General features: G+C 51.0%; 6 protein-coding genes, 23 tRNA genes, 3 rRNA genes, 1 other RNA gene and 1 pseudogene. 3 read left to right on the forward strand and 31 right to left on the reverse strand.

All coding sequences use genetic code 11. The features are described from left to right. Positions 1-592 precede the first annotated feature (592 nt). Entirely contained in the window at positions 593-823 is a 231-nt protein-coding gene (locus tag PM3016_RS30320; protein WP_014372052.1) for a hypothetical protein, read from the forward strand. 342 nt (positions 824-1,165) lie between these two features. Here PM3016_RS30320 and PM3016_RS30325 read toward each other — a convergent pair. The 8 genes from PM3016_RS30325 to PM3016_RS30360 all read right to left on the reverse strand — a co-directional run bounded on the left by PM3016_RS30325 (position 1,166) and on the right by PM3016_RS30360 (position 1,902). Continuing rightward, positions 1,166-1,248: transfer RNA gene (locus PM3016_RS30325), tRNA-Leu, on the reverse strand. Positions 1,249-1,276: 28 nt separating this feature from the next. Continuing rightward, positions 1,277-1,365 (reverse strand) — tRNA-Ser (locus PM3016_RS30330). Positions 1,366-1,377: 12 nt separating this feature from the next. Then, positions 1,378-1,454 (reverse strand) — tRNA-Met (locus PM3016_RS30335). 14 nt (positions 1,455-1,468) lie between these two features. Beyond that, positions 1,469-1,545 (reverse strand) — tRNA-Met (locus PM3016_RS30340). Between the two features lie 14 nt (positions 1,546-1,559). Then, positions 1,560-1,647: transfer RNA gene (locus PM3016_RS30345), tRNA-Ser, on the reverse strand. An 8-nt stretch (positions 1,648-1,655) separates the two neighbouring features. Then, positions 1,656-1,745: transfer RNA gene (locus tag PM3016_RS30350), tRNA-Ser, on the reverse strand. A 4-nt stretch (positions 1,746-1,749) separates the two neighbouring features. Next, positions 1,750-1,822, reverse strand: a tRNA-Thr gene (locus PM3016_RS30355). A gap of 4 nt (positions 1,823-1,826) precedes the next feature. Continuing rightward, positions 1,827-1,902 (reverse strand) — tRNA-Ala (locus tag PM3016_RS30360). A gap of 119 nt (positions 1,903-2,021) precedes the next feature. On the opposite strand from PM3016_RS30360, the gene ffs reads away from it, so the two are divergent. Beyond that, positions 2,022-2,116, forward strand: an RNA gene (gene ffs, locus PM3016_RS36945) — signal recognition particle sRNA small type. A 36-nt stretch (positions 2,117-2,152) separates the two neighbouring features. Here the strand turns inward: ffs and PM3016_RS30365 are convergent. The 18 genes from PM3016_RS30365 to PM3016_RS30450 form a co-directional block, all read right to left on the reverse strand. Beyond that, positions 2,153-2,226 (reverse strand) — tRNA-Pro (locus tag PM3016_RS30365). Between the two features lie 6 nt (positions 2,227-2,232). Then, positions 2,233-2,306, reverse strand: a tRNA-Arg gene (locus PM3016_RS30370). A 104-nt stretch (positions 2,307-2,410) separates the two neighbouring features. Beyond that, positions 2,411-2,482: transfer RNA gene (locus PM3016_RS30375), tRNA-Gly, on the reverse strand. A gap of 7 nt (positions 2,483-2,489) precedes the next feature. Beyond that, positions 2,490-2,576 (reverse strand) — tRNA-Leu (locus PM3016_RS30380). 9 nt (positions 2,577-2,585) lie between these two features. After that, positions 2,586-2,658: transfer RNA gene (locus PM3016_RS30385), tRNA-Lys, on the reverse strand. A 9-nt stretch (positions 2,659-2,667) separates the two neighbouring features. After that, positions 2,668-2,742, reverse strand: a tRNA-Gln gene (locus PM3016_RS30390). A 9-nt stretch (positions 2,743-2,751) separates the two neighbouring features. Then, positions 2,752-2,827, reverse strand: a tRNA-His gene (locus PM3016_RS30395). A 17-nt stretch (positions 2,828-2,844) separates the two neighbouring features. Next, positions 2,845-2,921 (reverse strand) — tRNA-Asp (locus PM3016_RS30400). A 12-nt stretch (positions 2,922-2,933) separates the two neighbouring features. After that, a tRNA-Val gene (locus PM3016_RS30405) sits at positions 2,934-3,009 on the reverse strand. 4 nt (positions 3,010-3,013) lie between these two features. After that, positions 3,014-3,089, reverse strand: a tRNA-Asn gene (locus PM3016_RS30410). Positions 3,090-3,104: 15 nt separating this feature from the next. Next, positions 3,105-3,189, reverse strand: a tRNA-Tyr gene (locus PM3016_RS30415). Positions 3,190-3,197: 8 nt separating this feature from the next. Beyond that, positions 3,198-3,273, reverse strand: a tRNA-Thr gene (locus PM3016_RS30420). A 5-nt stretch (positions 3,274-3,278) separates the two neighbouring features. Then, positions 3,279-3,350, reverse strand: a tRNA-Glu gene (locus PM3016_RS30425). A 15-nt stretch (positions 3,351-3,365) separates the two neighbouring features. Beyond that, positions 3,366-3,441, reverse strand: a tRNA-Ala gene (locus tag PM3016_RS30430). 9 nt (positions 3,442-3,450) lie between these two features. After that, positions 3,451-3,524, reverse strand: a tRNA-Ile gene (locus PM3016_RS30435). A gap of 54 nt (positions 3,525-3,578) precedes the next feature. Beyond that, positions 3,579-3,695: ribosomal RNA gene (rrf, locus tag PM3016_RS30440) — 5S ribosomal RNA — on the reverse strand. Between the two features lie 113 nt (positions 3,696-3,808). Beyond that, positions 3,809-6,738, reverse strand: a 23S ribosomal RNA gene (locus PM3016_RS30445). 269 nt (positions 6,739-7,007) lie between these two features. Beyond that, positions 7,008-8,544 (reverse strand): 16S ribosomal RNA (locus PM3016_RS30450). The 16S, 23S and 5S rRNA genes sit together here with 15 tRNA genes alongside, the layout of an rRNA operon. Positions 8,545-8,943: 399 nt before the next feature. On the opposite strand from PM3016_RS30450, the gene PM3016_RS30455 reads away from it, so the two are divergent. Continuing rightward, the gene (locus PM3016_RS30455) at positions 8,944-9,483 is read left to right on the forward strand and encodes a D-glycero-alpha-D-manno-heptose-1,7-bisphosphate 7-phosphatase (protein ID WP_014372053.1); all 540 of its coding nucleotides are present in this window, start codon (positions 8,944-8,946) and stop codon (positions 9,481-9,483) included. A gap of 264 nt (positions 9,484-9,747) precedes the next feature. Here the strand turns inward: PM3016_RS30455 and PM3016_RS30460 are convergent, their stop codons facing one another. The 5 genes and pseudogenes from PM3016_RS30460 to lepB form a co-directional block, all read right to left on the reverse strand. After that, a complete protein-coding gene (locus tag PM3016_RS30460; RefSeq protein ID WP_014372054.1) occupies positions 9,748-10,035 on the reverse strand; it encodes a hypothetical protein in 288 nt (95 codons plus the stop codon). A 972-nt stretch (positions 10,036-11,007) separates the two neighbouring features. Next, positions 11,008-11,199 (reverse strand): annotated as a pseudogene (locus PM3016_RS41210) (hypothetical protein); the annotation flags it as partial. 44 nt (positions 11,200-11,243) lie between these two features. Then, a complete protein-coding gene (locus tag PM3016_RS41510) occupies positions 11,244-11,444 on the reverse strand; it encodes a hypothetical protein (protein ID WP_420798979.1) in 201 nt (66 codons plus the stop codon). A 36-nt stretch (positions 11,445-11,480) separates the two neighbouring features. Next, the gene (locus PM3016_RS30470) at positions 11,481-12,158 is read right to left on the reverse strand and encodes an SOS response-associated peptidase (protein ID WP_014372055.1); all 678 of its coding nucleotides are present in this window, start codon (positions 12,156-12,158) and stop codon (positions 11,481-11,483) included. 82 nt (positions 12,159-12,240) lie between these two features. After that, positions 12,241-13,497 (reverse strand): signal peptidase I, encoded by a 1,257-nt coding sequence (gene lepB, locus PM3016_RS36885; protein ID WP_014372056.1) that lies wholly within the window; start codon positions 13,495-13,497, stop codon positions 12,241-12,243. Positions 13,498-13,502: the final 5 nt, after the last annotated feature.

Raw genomic sequence — 13,502 nt, forward strand, 5'->3', positions numbered from 1 at the left:
TGATTCGGCATCTTCTAAATACCATTCCCAGAAATGCTGTCCAGAAGCAGTAATAAACCTCTCTAACCACCGTTCAAAGTTTAAGTTTAATGGGGTTGCCGTATCAGTAAATATCATTGACGAGTAATGAAGATAGTCATTTCTCTTATTGAAGGACTCGACTCATCGTTGAGCACCGTTTGGTCTATCCAAAGCATATCTCCATTATCAGAACCTATAGGATACCAACCAGCCGGACACATGCTTTTATAGTCAAAGATTAAAAAGTGATTACGGATATCCTCTAGCCCAAAAATCTCAAAACTATATCAACTTCTGTTATAATAATATATTATTTTACAGGTTTTTTAGTGCTTCTAACTCAGTCATCATGAAATCTAAAAAACATATGAACGCCATGTTTATTGTCGCCCCTATAGTATTTCTTCTGAAACGGTATTACTTCGGTTGCACCATGTTGCTTCAAGTATCTTTCTATCCATTCAGCCCCAACCTTATTATGAAAAGAGTAGTCCTTAACTTCTCGCTTCTTCCGAGAAGCAAGGATAGGTCTTACATCGGTCATAAATGCAGGCCAATAGGAGGAATACTCATGGTAGAGCACTTGGACGAACAAACTTTCGAGGCCATTATTAAGCTGCTGAAAAAGTATGACGTCAAGAGCGAAGAAGTGATTATTAACTTAAAGAAGAGAACATTGTCTGAAGTACCCGCTAGTACGACAGACGACCTGGATGCACTTCTTCACCTGGGAAAGGGTTTAACACCAAATGAGAAGCAAGAGTGGATTAAAGGTATCGATGAAACGAGGAAAAGTTGGTGAATAGGGCGCAAATAACTCTCTAGAAAAAAACAAACCTCCTGATTCAGGAGGTTTTGTGAGGCGCTATGTATAACCACCTTGCGGAAGGGTGGCCACGTTGCAAAGAAAGGCTGTCGTATGCCATTTCCATTATACTATATCTAAACAGGCAATTATATGAAAGTCAAAGAGGGCAGCTTCACGGTATTCTCCCCTACTCGCCATTAGAGGGCCGTTATAACCCTCTGATTGGTCATCTAGGAGCTTTCCATTCCCCTTCTTAAGGTAACGTAACCCATTCAAATACCTTATATACGCGAAAGAGCCCCATTTCAGGGGCTCTCAGCAAAGGTACTTTCGATATGCGGTTGAGAGGACTCGAACCTCCACGGGCGTAAGCCCACTACCCCCTCAAGATAGCGTGTCTGCCATTCCACCACAACCGCTTATTTACGCGGCTTTCGCCGCGGCAACCGGAGAGAGAGGGATTCGAACCCTCGAGACGCTTGTGACGCCTACACGATTTCCAATCGTGCTCCTTCGGCCAGCTCGGACACCTCTCCATAAAGGATATTTGGTTGCGGGGGCAGGATTTGAACCTGCGGCCTTCGGGTTATGAGCCCGACGAGCTACCGGGCTGCTCCACCCCGCGTCAGTAAAAGATCATGGTAGCGGCAGAGGGGATCGAACCCCCGACCTTACGGGTATGAACCGTACGCTCTAGCCAGCTGAGCTATGCCGCCATATTGTATTGCAACGGAGAGAGAGGGATTCGAACCCTCGCACCACTTACGCAGTCTAACCCCTTAGCAGAGGGTCCCCTTGAGCCACTTGGGTATCTCTCCATGCATTGTGGCAGAGAGGGTGGGATTCGAACCCACGAGACGCTTACACGCCTACACGATTTCGAGTCGTGCTCCTTCAACCACTCGGACACCTCTCCACAAAGCTTCCAACCGGGATCGAACCGGTGACCTCATCCTTACCATGGATGCACTCTACCTACTGAGCTATGGAAGCATATTGGTGGAGCCAAGCGGGATCGAACGGCTGACCTCCTGCTTGCAAGGCAGGCGCTCTCCCAGCTGAGCTATGGCCCCTTGAGCGGAATTTCATTATACCTCGCCGGCAGCCGGCTGTGAACCGCAATCTGTTTCCTCTGGTGGGTGGCTCTTCCCTGGCGCTAATCTCCTCTTCCCTTCCGGGCCACCCTTTGATAAGATGGGATCAAGGCAAACACGAAGTTCGAACCGCGTCAGGTCCGGGAGGAAGCAGCGCTAAGAGCCAAGGGGTGTGCCTACATACCCATGAAGAGACCAAAAGAGCCCATTTGGGCTCTTTTTTGCGTTATCGGGATGACACGATTTGAACATGCGACCCCCTGGTCCCAAACCAGGTGCTCTACCAAGCTGAGCTACATCCCGTCAAAGCGTTCCCTGAGAGATTCGAACTCCCGACCTTTTGATTCGTAGTCAAACGCTCTATCCAGCTGAGCTAAGGGAACAAATTATATAAAAAGGCGCCGAACATGATTTTCAAGTGTTGAGAGAAAAAATGAGGATCTTGGGAGATCCTTTGAGTACATGGCGCCGAATTTTATGTTTGAAAAGCGGAAGACGGGAATCGAACCCGCGACCCTCGCCTTGGCAAGGCGATGCTCTACCGCTGAGCCACTTCCGCATGAGTTTGGTGCGGTCGAGAGGACTCGAACCTCCACGGCTGTTACACCACTAGAACCTGAATCTAGCGCGTCTGCCAATTCCGCCACGACCGCATATAACAGTGAGCCATGTAGGACTCGAACCTACGACACCCTGATTAAAAGTCAGGTGCTCTACCGACTGAGCTAATGGCTCAAACTCAAATGGCTGGGGATCTAGGATTCGAACCTAGGCATGACAGAGTCAAAGTCCGTTGCCTTACCGCTTGGCTAATCCCCAAAAGACATATGGGGCGGTCGAAGGGAATTGAACCCTCGAATGCCGGATCCACAAACCGGTGCGTTAACCACTTCGCCACGACCGCCGCAAAGAAATAAGTAATGGCGGAGCCGACGGGATTCGAACCCGCGGTCTCCTGCGTGACAGGCAGGCATGTTAGGCCTCTACACCACGGCTCCGCGCATTATGTATGGTGGAGGCTGAGGGGATCGAACCCCCGACCCTCTGCTTGTAAGGCAGATGCTCTCCCAGCTGAGCTAAGCCTCCATAATGGCTCCCCGAACAGGACTCGAACCTGTGACAACTCGATTAACAGTCGAGTGCTCTACCAACTGAGCTATCAGGGAATATTGAATTGTAAGTGGTGGAGGCTGATGGATTCGAACCACCGAACTCGATGAGAGCAGATTTACAGTCTGCCGTGTTTAGCCACTTCACTAAGCCTCCAAGATAAATGGTGCCGCCGAGAGGACTTGAACCCCCAACCTACTGATTACAAGTCAGTTGCTCTACCAATTGAGCTACAGCGGCATATATGACCCGTAGGGGATTCGAACCCCTGTTACCTCCGTGAAAGGGAGGTGTCTTAACCCCTTGACCAACGGGCCGTATGTATTCGGTTATGGTGGAGCCAAGGGGGATCGAACCCCTGACCTCATCGCTGCCAGCGATGCGCTCTCCCAGCTGAGCTATGGCCCCGCGTTGTAATGGGCCCTAGTGGACTCGAACCACCGACCTCACCCTTATCAGGGGTGCGCTCTAACCAACTGATCTAAGGGCCCTAATGTAATTTCCGCATAGAAAAACCCACCCTAAGGTGGGCTTTCATGGGTTTGTCTTGGCGACGTTCTACTCTCCCAGGACCCTGCGGTCCAAGTACCATCGACGCTGGAAGGCTTAACGTTCGTGTTCGGGATGGGTGCGCGTGGTTCCCTTCCGCCATCATCACCAAACGATTGTGATGTATCTGCCAGGATACACCTGTATTCAATTCAAAGTGACTTGCACCTTGAAAACTGGATCGAAACAAAGCTGAGATAGCGCCACAAAGTTTGTGGAATATCATTAGGATAAGCCCTCGACCGATTAGTATTCGTCAGCTCCACGCGTTGCCGCGCTTCCACCCCGAACCTATCAACCTCGTCGTCTACAAGGGGTCTTACATACTGGGAAATCTCATCTTGAGGGGGGCTTCACGCTTAGATGCTTTCAGCGCTTATCCCGTCCGTACTTGGCTATCCAGCCGTGCTCCTGGCGGAACACATGGTACACCAGCGGTACGTCCATCCCGGTCCTCTCGTACTAAGGACAGCTCCTCTCAAATTTCCTGCGCCCGCGACAGATAGGGACCGAACTGTCTCACGACGTTCTGAACCCAGCTCGCGTACCGCTTTAATGGGCGAACAGCCCAACCCTTGGGACCTACTTCAGCCCCAGGATGCGATGAGCCGACATCGAGGTGCCAAACCTCCCCGTCGATGTGGACTCTTGGGGGAGATAAGCCTGTTATCCCCAGGGTAGCTTTTATCCGTTGAGCGATGGCCCTTCCATTCGGTACCACCGGATCACTAAGCCCGACTTTCGTCCCTGCTCGACCTGTTTGTCTCGCAGTCAAGCTCCCTTATGCCTTTGCACTCTTCGAATGATTTCCAACCATTCTGAGGGAACCTTGGGGCGCCTCCGTTACGCTTTAGGAGGCGACCGCCCCAGTCAAACTGCCCACCTGACACTGTCCCCGTACCGGATCACGGTACCAGGTTAGAACTCCGATACGATCAGGGTGGTATCCCAACGGCGCCTCCACCCAAGCTGGCGCTCAGGCTTCTCAGGCTCCCACCTATCCTGTACAGATCGTACCAAAGTCCAATATCAAGCTGCAGTAAAGCTCCATGGGGTCTTTCCGTCTTGTCGCGGGTAACCTGCATCTTCACAGGTATTAAAATTTCACCGGATCTCTCGTCGAGACAGCGCCCAAGTCGTTACGCCATTCGTGCGGGTCAGAATTTACCTGACAAGGAATTTCGCTACCTTAGGACCGTTATAGTTACGGCCGCCGTTTACTGGGGCTTCGGTTCACAGCTTCGGATTGCTCCTAACCGCTCCCCTTAACCTTCCAGCACCGGGCAGGCGTCAGCCCGTATACTTCGCCTTGCGGCTTCGCACAGACCTGTGTTTTTGCTAAACAGTCGCTTGGGCCTTTTCACTGCGGCCCCCTCGGGCTATTCACCCTACCGAGGCACCCCTTCTCCCGAAGTTACGGGGTCATTTTGCCGAGTTCCTTAACGAGAGTTCTTCCGCGCGCCTTAGCATGCTCTGCTCGCCTACCTGTGTCGGTTTGCGGTACGGGCACCTTCTCCCTGGCTAGAGGCTTTTCTTGGCAGCCTGAACTCATGACCTTCGGTACTTAAATTTCCCTCCCCATCACAGCTTAGCCTTACGATGTGCGGATTTGCCTACACATCAGCCTTACTGCTTGGACGAGCATCCATCAGCTCGCGTCACTATCCTTCTGCGTCACCCCATTGCTCATAACGGTTCACGGTGGTACAGGAATTTCAACCTGTTGTCCTTCGACTACGCCTTTCGGCCTCGCCTTAGGTCCCGACTTACCCTGAGCGGACGAGCCTTCCTCAGGAACCCTTAGGCTTTCGGCGGATCAGATTCTCACTGATCTTTTCGTTACTCATACCGGCATTCTCACTTGTATGCAGTCCAGCTGTCCTCACGATCAACCTTCAACCCGCATACAACGCTCCCCTACTGCCCGGGTGCAAACAAGTTTGCACCTTGGACTCATAGCTTCGGTGGTGTGTTTAGCCCCGTTACATTTTCGGCGCAGAGTCACTCGACCAGTGAGCTATTACGCACTCTTTCAATGGTGGCTGCTTCTAAGCCAACATCCTGGTTGTCTGTGCAACTCCACATCCTTTCCCACTTAACACACACTTGGGGACCTTAGCTGATGATCTGGGCTGTTTCCCTCTTGACAATGGATCTTAGCACTCACTGTCTGACTCCCGGGCATCACGTTTGCGGCATTCAGAGTTTGACTGGACTTGGTAACCCTTGGCGGGCCCCGCACCCAATCAGTGCTTTACCTCCGCAACGCTAACCCGAGGCTAGCCCTAAAGCTATTTCGGGGAGAACCAGCTATCTCCGAGTTCGATTGGAATTTCTCCGCTACCCCCACCTCATCCCCGAATTTTTCAACATTCGTGGGTTCGGGCCTCCAGTGCGTGTTACCGCACCTTCACCCTGGACAGGGGTAGATCACACGGTTTCGGGTCTACGTCCACGTACTATGTCGCCCTATTCAGACTCGCTTTCGCTGCGGCTGCGGCTTCTCACCTTAACCTCGCACGGGAACGTAACTCGCCGGTTCATTCTACAAAAGGCACGCCATCACCCATTAACGGGCTCTGACTTCTTGTAAGCACACGGTTTCAGGTTCTTTTTCACTCCGCTCCCGCGGTTCTTTTCACCTTTCCCTCACGGTACTGCTTCACTATCGGTCACCAGGGAGTATTTAGCCTTGGCAGATGGTCCTGCCGGTTTCCCACGAGGTTTCACGTGTCTCGCGGTACTCAGGATCCGTCTAGGGTGTTCGCAGAATTTCAGTTACGGGGCTTTTACCCACTCTGGCCGGCCTTTCCAGACCTGTTCGCCTACTCTGCTTAACCCACATTGACGTCCTACAACCCCAAGGAGCAAGCTCCTTGGTTTGGGCTGTTCCGCTTTCGCTCGCCGCTACTGACGGAATCACTATTGTTTTCTTTTCCTGAGGGTACTTAGATGTTTCAGTTCCCCTCGTATGCCTCCAATGCAGCTATGTATTCACTGCATGGTACATGCGAATTACCACATGTGGGTTTCCCCATTCGGACATCCCCGGATCAAAGCCTGCTTACGGCTCCCCGAGGCATTATCGTTGTTCGCCACGTCCTTCTTCGGCTCCTGGTGCCTAGGCATCCTCCGTGTGCTCTTAATAGCTTAACCTAATCGCTATTCGAAACATTGGATGTTTCAGCTTTATTTGCTTTGTTTCGCTATCCAGTTTTCAAGGAACAAACCATGTTCACCGCCGTTTCACTGGCAGGAACGTTATCTTAGCATGGCGCCGCGGCCGATACAAGTATCAGCTTTTGACAGCCTAGCCAAGTTTGAAAGGCATTGCACCTTTCAAAACTGAACACGAGTGAGTGTCCGCAGCTCAAGGGCTGCTATAAGATTTGTCCGCCACCCTGCAGGTGACATGGACTCCATAGAAAGGAGGTGATCCAGCCGCACCTTCCGATACGGCTACCTTGTTACGACTTCACCCCAATCATCTACCCCACCTTCGACGGCTGGCCCCCTTGCGGGTTACCCCACCGGCTTCGGGTGTTGTAAACTCTCGTGGTGTGACGGGCGGTGTGTACAAGACCCGGGAACGTATTCACCGCGGCATGCTGATCCGCGATTACTAGCAATTCCGACTTCATGCAGGCGAGTTGCAGCCTGCAATCCGAACTGAGACCGGCTTCTAAGGATTCGCTCCATCTCGCGACTTCGCTTCCCGTTGTACCGGCCATTGTAGTACGTGTGTAGCCCAGGTCATAAGGGGCATGATGATTTGACGTCATCCCCACCTTCCTCCGGTTTGTCACCGGCAGTCACTCTAGAGTGCCCAACTCAATGCTGGCAACTAAAGTCAAGGGTTGCGCTCGTTGCGGGACTTAACCCAACATCTCACGACACGAGCTGACGACAACCATGCACCACCTGTCACCTCTGTCCCGAAGGAGGACCCTATCTCTAGGGCTTTCAGAGGGATGTCAAGACCTGGTAAGGTTCTTCGCGTTGCTTCGAATTAAACCACATACTCCACTGCTTGTGCGGGTCCCCGTCAATTCCTTTGAGTTTCACTCTTGCGAGCGTACTCCCCAGGCGGAGTGCTTATTGTGTTTACTTCGGCACCAAGGGTATCGAAACCCCTAACACCTAGCACTCATCGTTTACGGCGTGGACTACCAGGGTATCTAATCCTGTTTGCTCCCCACGCTTTCGCGCCTCAGCGTCAGTTACAGTCCAGAAAGCCGCCTTCGCCACTGGTGTTCCTCCACATCTCTACGCATTTCACCGCTACACGTGGAATTCCGCTTTCCTCTCCTGCACTCAAGTCTTCCAGTTTCCGGTGCGAACCGGGGTTGAGCCCCAGGATTAAACACCAGACTTAAAAGACCGCCTGCGCGCGCTTTACGCCCAATAATTCCGGACAACGCTTGCCCCCTACGTATTACCGCGGCTGCTGGCACGTAGTTAGCCGGGGCTTTCTTCTCAGGTACCGTCATTCGCAGAGCAGTTACTCTCCACGACGTTCTTCCCTGGCAACAGAGCTTTACGATCCGAAAACCTTCATCACTCACGCGGCGTTGCTCCGTCAGGCTTGCGCCCATTGCGGAAGATTCCCTACTGCTGCCTCCCGTAGGAGTCTGGGCCGTGTCTCAGTCCCAGTGTGGCCGATCACCCTCTCAGGTCGGCTACGCATCGTCGCCTTGGTGGGCCGTTACCCCGCCAACTAGCTAATGCGCCGCAGGCCCATCCGTAAGCCACAGGTTGCCCCGTGTTTCATGATTCCGGCATGCACCGAAACCAGCTATCCGGTCTTAGCTACCGTTTCCGGTAGTTATCCCGATCTTACAGGCAGGTTGCCTACGTGTTACTCACCCGTCCGCCGCTAAGCACCGAAGTGCTCCGCTCGACTTGCATGTATTAGGCACGCCGCCAGCGTTCGTCCTGAGCCAGGATCAAACTCTCCATTAAAGAAAAGCTGATGACTCATTTTGAAGCTTGGCAGAAACTCATCGCTGAGTCTCTATATTTAACACTCACTCGTTGTTCAGTTTTCAAAGGGCAATTCGTTTCGTTAACCGCTTGTTTCAGCGGCGAGAATCAATGTAGCACATTTCATCTCATCGTGCAACCTACTAATGTTATCCAATCTAAGGATGACCCAAAAGACCAGCACTAGAAGAATTTCACATGCAGCTCTTAGCCGCGAGAAGTAATCTATCATATTCTCAATGAAAGATCAACACTTAATTTCTTGACCGCCTCAACTGGGTAACATAACGTTGAGGAAGATCGGGACTAGTAATGTAACATGCAGACGCCCCCGAATCAACCGATACTAATTTCCAAACAAGGAAGGAGATCCTTCTGATGAACAAAGCTGTCTTCCTGGACCGAGATGGAGTCATTAATGAATGTATGACGGAACGAGTGAAGCATGTGAACCGCCCCAGTGACCTCTTTATTCTCCCCGGGGTGGCCGAAGCAATCTCAAAGCTCAACAGCGCCGGCTTCCTAATTATCATCGTCACAAATCAGGGGGGTGTAGGGTTAAGGTTCATGAAACCGGAAACTCTAGTGCGCATACATGAGCGTCTCCTTTCTATATTAAAGAAGCAGGATGCCCATATCCACGATATTGCCGCGTGCATCCACAAGCCAAAAGAAGTCTGTGCATGCCGAAAGCCAAACCCCGGCATGATAATGACAATGGCCGAGAAATATGAAATCGATCTGGCCAACAGTTTCATGGTTGGTGATATGGAAACCGATATCGCAGCAGGCAAGGCAGCCGGTACGAAGACGATCCGAATTGGCCCAGAAGATGAGAATGCTGATTTTTCGGCCCCCTCTCTCCTGGAAGCGATCCCTTATATATTGAATCAGACAACAGCACTAAAAGAGCGGTAATCCGCCCTCGCCCTCCATGTATCAGAGCTCTGTGCTTAATTCGCATAGAGTGTGAACAAACAGTCCATAACATTCTTTAGGTATCAGAGCGATTGTCATCATGATTAAAAGTTAAGGCCGTTTGCCTCACAACCCCATCAAAGATCTTCATCTGACCTAAACAACAAAAACACCACCTGACATGAAAACAGGTGGCATTCGTAATGCATAAACCTATGTATCTGTCCAAGGATTTCAAACTTTATTCCAACTTCTTGAGTCGTATTAATAGTAAATACCCATGTTATCGTCGAGCCAGCGGAGGAATACCACAACATCCTCGATGCCGTACCCTTTCTCTAGAGCAGTCTCGGATAGGAACTCATCTCTGCAAAGACGTGATAAAAAGAACCGTTGCTCCTCAACGCTCAGAGAATGCAGTTTCTCTTTGGTTTCAAACTCAAGACTTTCAGTTTCCTCTCTGTTTTCGTCACGGATGCCCGTTTCTTCATCACTATAAATAGCATGTAGATGTAAAAGATTGTTACCCAGTTTTACATAATCCATCATCATCACCCCAAGCGAAGTATATCACGATTATCCATTCCTTGGTAGTTTATGTGTTATCATGCGTTATAAGTCTCATTTGGTGTAATAGACAAAAAAAGCCTGAGAACACGTAGCTCTCAGACCTTTGATTTTACTTACGTTTGAACGATAAATGCTCTTCTCGTCTTTCAAAACAACCTTAATTTAGTCTTTATAATTTAGTGACGTAATACCCCTTGCTTTAGCGATGGGGATGTAAGGCACTTAGGATGTGGGATAGCTTTAGCTATCTTGAACATCCCACATTTTTGCGCTATACTGTTTACCGGAACATATGTTCCTTGATAACTGAATCATATGGGGTTGTGGCGAAGAAATCAGTCGCCACCTAAAATGATTCCTGTATAGGGCAGACAAACTGCCGCCAAACCAATAGCTGCGCACGTAACCTACATTGCAGCTGGCTCGGACGGAGCCATCAGGGAGAGATGAGGTTACGAATCTCGATGATCTGAGAAGCCCCTGCCTTTAGGCATGGGGAGTCGTCACGAGGACACTAATTTTTATCCTTGGACACTTATTAGGGTCCTGGACAGGAATTATTGTTGTTTGAAAGCCTCTTTACGGTATCACCTCAAACAGTACGACTGTAGCAGCCATGGCCGCATTGATCGATTCGGCACGCCCGTTCATCGGGATATCAGCACGTTATGCTTGGCCAGGGCCTGCACCTCCAGCGAGCCCCCCTGCCCTTCGCTGCCGATACGAACCACGTCGGTGCGCGGAAGTCATGCTCTTAGCATGGGACCGCTCCCTGCAGCGAGGTGCTGACGACCTGTACTCCCCGCTCTGCCACGGCCGGCAGCCACTCCGTGAGGTCCCCCTGCACCACCTGCAGGTGGAACAGGGATCCCATCGCCGAGCGAACGGTCTTGGGGTTTTATACAGATCTACCGTGCCCTTGCCCAGCAGCACACCCGAAGCGCCCACCGCATCGGCGCTGCGGATAATCGTACCGAGATTGCTTGGGTCCTGCATCCCATCGACGACCACGACGAGGCCGCCCTGCTCGCTGGCCTTCAGCAGATCCTGCGGCCGCCATGACAGCTTCGGCACACAGCGAAAACAGACTGCAGCATTCCCGTATCGGTGCACTTGGCAAGCACCTCTTCGCCTACAGGCACTCATTCGATCCCCTGCCTTGCGGCTTCTTCGAGCAGTTCCGGCAGCTGTCACGCCGCTCGTCTGAGAAGAACACGGTATCCGGCATCGCGTCGAATTTGCAGCGCTTGGTGGACCAGATGATGCCCCTCAATCAGGAAGCGCCCTGTCTTCTCGTGTCCCTTGCGGCTCTGCAGTTCTGTCCACTGCTTGACCCGCGGATTCTGGAGGGAACGGATGATTTCCTCCGCTCGCCCGCGATGTGAACAGATTACATATGAATAGAAGCGGACAAATTTGTCCGCCCCTTACTTGGAATTTAGCTCTTCAATCAGGTCCGCACTATCATTTCGAACGTTTCCCACTAGACTAGATACCGGGTAGGAGAACATTTCTTCTGCCGGATACGGCTGCAGCAGGCTGTGAAGGAACTCGGTATCCTGAGTGCCTGGGTCAAGCCAAGCCTGCTCATTCTCCCGCGGCAGAATCACAGGCATGCGGTCATGGACATCTTTCACGACATCATTGGGTGTCGTCGTAATAATGGTACAAGTCTCAAGCACCGTTCCATCGGGCCCCCTCCAGGTATCCCAGAGACCGGCGAAGCCGTAAACCTCCTTGCTCTTTAACAGAAAGCGCATCGGCTGCTTCTCTTTCTTACTTAACGAAAGCCATTCGAAGAAGCCATCGGCAACGATTAGGGTGCGCGACCGCTTCAGCGGTTCGCGGAATGCCGCTTTCGTGGCCACCGTTTCAGCCCGAGCATTAAAGGTGCTGTACCCCATTTTAGGATCCTTCGCCCAGAAAGGCACAAGCCCCCATTTGAATCGCTTGATCTTGTATTGTTGACCGTCATTAACTACAGCCAATAGCTGCTGCCCTGGCGCTACATTATATCGAGGTTTATAATCTTCCAGCGGTTCGGATAAATCGAAGTGTTCAATAATTGCGGATTCCGGAGCTGTTAAAGTAAACCGTCCACACATTATCGGACCCTCCTTTTTTCTTCTATTACCCATCATTTCCCACTAGCGTGCCACACAGAACACGACCGCCTTTCGTGGTCTCCTATTGATCCACATGCTCCACATGAATGATTTTTCCGAGAATCATTTCCACTTGAACAAGACCAAGACCTGAACGGCTGTCGAAACTGTTGTTGTAATTGTCCCCGATAACAAAATACTGACCCGCTCCCAGTGTGATATCCTCCTGGCTCAAAGTGTTCTCAGGGAACGTAAAATCCTTTGAGCGGACCCCATTTACAAACAAATACTCGCCCTCTATGCGGATCGTTTCCCCTGGAAGTCCGATAATTCGTTTGGCGTAGAGCCTATCCTTTAATGGCTCAAAGAGCACAAGATCCCCCCGCGCTACCGCCTTGGTGTCGTAGTATTTCGTATCAATCCAAAGCCGGTCATCAACATGTATGGATGGTTCCATGGACGAGCCATTGCCGTAAACTCTTTCATATTGATCATGTCTGGTTATGGTCGATTCGGATTCAATGATTGTTCGCATTTCTTCCAAAGCCTCTCGATCTTCGGGGGTTTCCGCTGTTTTGAGCTTGTCATTAATAGAGTCCATAAGCGTTTTTCCACGGTTATTTGGACTTAGAGGATCAGCTCCGTACTGTATTAACAGCTTAACTGTTTCTGGATTTTTGTAATAAACCGCCATCTGAATATCCGTGACAGCCAGAGGATATAACATATCCGGTATTGCCCCATGCTCTAATAACAGGGTGATCATTGGAATATCCTGAAGATATACAGCCATCCCTAAGCTCGAGTGGCCATCATTCTTTGATACGAAATTGGGGCTGGCCCCACTATCGAGCAGTCGTTTAGCGCCCTCATAGTTCTGATCCATCACTTCTTTAAGTACTAAATAACTCCGATCCGATGGGATGATGACCACATGATTGGTCTTGGGATCCCAGGTTACTTCTGCCTCGGTACTCTCTCCAAGGAAGCGAATTGGCACAAAGGCAGATCCATTGCTGATTCGCGGTGCAACCGGCAGCTCTTTGGGTTCCCCGTTCACGTTTGCCGTTTTGTTATCCATCTGCAATACAATCTTGGTATTTGGCTTCGTTCCGATGACCGATCTGCTTGCCTCATCCCATTGGACCTGGAAGCCAAGCTCCTCAAAGGAGGGGCGGAATTGAACTAGCGTTGTACCCTCATCAACGATGGGAAGCTGGTTGTAGATCACCTGAAAATCATTCACAAAAACCCGGACTGGCTCTTCCGCGTGCGCCGCGGGGGTGAATATCGTACATAATACTAAGAATGAGGTAAGAATGCTTGTAGGAACTTTCAAGATAG

Source organism: Paenibacillus mucilaginosus 3016 (assembly GCF_000250655.1).
Classification (GTDB): domain Bacteria; phylum Bacillota; class Bacilli; order Paenibacillales; family NBRC-103111; genus Paenibacillus_G; species Paenibacillus_G mucilaginosus.

Bases quoted from the DNA above. Each gene is read 5' to 3' on its own strand.
- PM3016_RS30320 (WP_014372052.1), top strand. From the start codon at position 593: ATGGTAGAGCACTTGGACGAACAAACTTTCGAGGCCATTATTAAGCTG.
- PM3016_RS30455 (WP_014372053.1), top strand. From the start codon at position 8,944: ATGAACAAAGCTGTCTTCCTGGACCGAGATGGAGTCATTAATGAATGT.
- PM3016_RS30460 (WP_014372054.1), bottom strand. From the start codon at position 10,035: ATGATGATGGATTATGTAAAACTGGGTAACAATCTTTTACATCTACAT.
- PM3016_RS30470 (WP_014372055.1), bottom strand. From the start codon at position 12,158: ATGTGTGGACGGTTTACTTTAACAGCTCCGGAATCCGCAATTATTGAA.